Genomic DNA, 2,507 nt, shown 5'->3' with positions numbered 1-2,507 from the left:
TTCAGGCCGGTCCCTGGCCCCTCTCCACCAGCGCCCAGGCATGGGCGAACAGCTCGGGGAGGGTGCGGGTGGGCAGCGGGAGGGGGTTCTCCAGCCGCCGGTTGTAGGAGCGCCGCAGCCCGATCAGCTCCGCCTTCCACGCCTCCATGGGCTGGTAGGGCTTCTTGGCGTGGATCCACTCGCCCGGCAGGAAGACCTTGCGGCCCGCCCGGGGGCGCTTGTCCTCGGCGACGAGGCCGCGCTCGACCAGGACCCCGGCCGCCTTCTGGTGCCGGGGGGCCTGCCACCCGTTCCAGGTGCGGACGTTGCGGTCGGTGGGCGCGGGCAGGGCGAGCAGCTGGAGGTAGAGCGCCGCCGCGTCCTCCTCCACGCCGAGCGTCCCGGCGACCCGCGCCACCACCTCGGGCGCGGAGGCCGCCGGGTTCGACTCGTAGGCCCCGGCCGGCAGCCCGGCGCTCTCGATCCGCTCGACGATCCGCGCGCAGGCGGGGCCGCGCAGCCACTCGACGAGCGGCAGGTCCTGCCGGTGGAAGCCGGAGGTGGCCGCCGCCAGGGTCCGGGAGCGCTCGTCGTCGCCGTAGAAGGCGGGGCGGAAGTACAGCTTGGGAGGCGGCTGGTGCCCCTTGCGGTCGACCGCGCCGTCGGTGACGACGGTGAGCCCGTCGTCGATGCTCGCCACATCCAGCCGCTCCGGGCCCGCGTACGGCCGGAAGCCGAACCGGTCGTGCAGATCGGCGACCGTGCGCCCGGAGCCGGCGGCCGGGTTCCCGGCGCGCAGCAGCAGCCCCGGGTGGTCCAGGCGCTCGAGCAGCAGCCGCACCAGGCCGGGCAGCCCCTCGCGGACCGGGTCACCGGCGGGCAGCTCGGCATAGACCCAGCCCAGATGCGGCACGACGGTGTGCAGGCGGTCCTCGAACCGCACGATGTCCCACTGGGCGTCGGTGACCAGCGGGCCGTACTCGCTGTTCTTGATCCAGGTGTCGAGGGGGGCGCTGAGCCCGGGTTCGGCGGCCGGGTTGGTGAACGCCGCGCAGAAGTCGGCCGCCGACAGGCGGAGCAGCTGTAGCCCGACGACCGCGTTGAGCGTGCGCGCCGGCACCACGACCCGCCGGCCGCGCAACGCCCGCCACGCCTCGGCGATCCGCTCCGCCACACCGCGCATCCCGTCCGGCTCCCACAGCTCGGCCGGGTCCTCGGGCAGCACCTCCGCCAGCAGTTCCAGCCGCTGCAGCGCGGTCAGCCGGGCCAGCTCGGACGCGCCGTCCTCGGCCTCGGCCACCTTGAGCCGCAGCACCTCCCGCTCGTGCTCGTCCAGGAACGGGACGTAGGACCGCTCCAGCAGCCCGGCCAGCGCGAGGGATGCCGCCGCGCGCCCCATCCCCGTGCCCTCGCACAGCAGGGCCACGGCCTGGGGGTCCCACGGCATCGGGCCGCGCTCCCGGACCAGGCTCGTCAGCCGTCGCAGCTGCTCCGCGCTCCCCCAGCCGCGCGGCACCTCGGCGACCTCCTGGATCTTCCCCAGGCCCGGCGGATCCGCGTCCCCCCGCCGCAGGTCGACGAATGTGCGCCGCCCCGCACGGCTCCACCCCACGCTGACCGCCGCCCCGCGCCCGTCCCGCACCGAGAGCCGCTCGGTGACCACGGTCCCGGTGCGCAACCGGGCCTCCGGATCGGCGAACGGGCTCTCCGCCCACATCTCCAGCAGCGCCAGCAGCCGCTCCCGCCGCTCCGGACGCGTGGACGGCGCGGCGGCCCGGAGCGCCACGGCCCCGATCCGCCCGATGAACCGCACCCACGACCCTTCCCCGGCGATCCCGGGCCCGTCCTCGCCCTCGGGGCCCGGCGGATCCCACGTCCCGGTCAGGAACCTCCCGGTCCGCTCGATGGCCCCCAACGCGCCGGGCCGCCACATGCCCGTACCGTCGATGAGCCCGCCCAGCGCGGGCACCACGCCGTGGTCGTCCAGAGCCGCCCACGTGTCGGTCGTCTCCGCGCCCGTCATCTCCGTCATCATCTGCGTCATCGGCCCTCCCCCGTCGAATACGTCACGCGGAGATCTTCCCTCATGGGTCCGACAGCGAGCCTCGCCCGGCTCGTTCGTCTGCGGCGCCGTCTCGCGCCTTCGGCGCAGGTGAGCAACGGGGCAGGGGGTGCCCGGCCCGGCCCTCGCCGCCGGGCGGCGGGCCGGTGGCAGCGGGTCCCGGTGGCGGCACCTGTATTCCGGGGCGCGGGCCGGCGCCGGGCTGCCGGAGGTCGGGTACCCCTCTGGAAAACGTTTGACAAATTAGTTGCGTCAGATCAAGCGTCTTTTAGAGGGGGTGGGGGAGGGGCGGCCTGCCCGCAGTCCGGCGGGGCCCCGGCCGCCGAGTACGGAAGCCGCCCTCGGCGCCGCGGACCGGCGCCCGGCCGGCGGCGCCGACGCCCGACCCCCCNCCCGCCCGCCGTACGCGTCACGACCGCCGACGGCGTACGCGTACGGAAGAACCGTCGACCCACCGGACCGACCG

At 75.8% G+C, this 2,507-nt stretch carries 1 protein-coding gene; it reads right to left on the bottom strand.

Going from position 1 to position 2,507, the window contains the following annotated elements; genetic code table 11:
- Position 1 precedes the first annotated feature (1 nt).
- Positions 2-2,023, bottom strand: coding sequence for a hypothetical protein (locus AXW62_RS29560; protein WP_060947210.1), 2,022 nt, complete (start codon positions 2,021-2,023; stop codon positions 2-4).
- Positions 2,024-2,507: the final 484 nt, after the last annotated feature.

The sequence above is a fragment of the Streptomyces hygroscopicus subsp. hygroscopicus genome (assembly GCF_001553455.1).
GTDB lineage: Bacteria > Actinomycetota > Actinomycetes > Streptomycetales > Streptomycetaceae > Streptomyces > Streptomyces hygroscopicus.
This window is presented reverse-complemented; position numbering and strand designations above follow the sequence as displayed.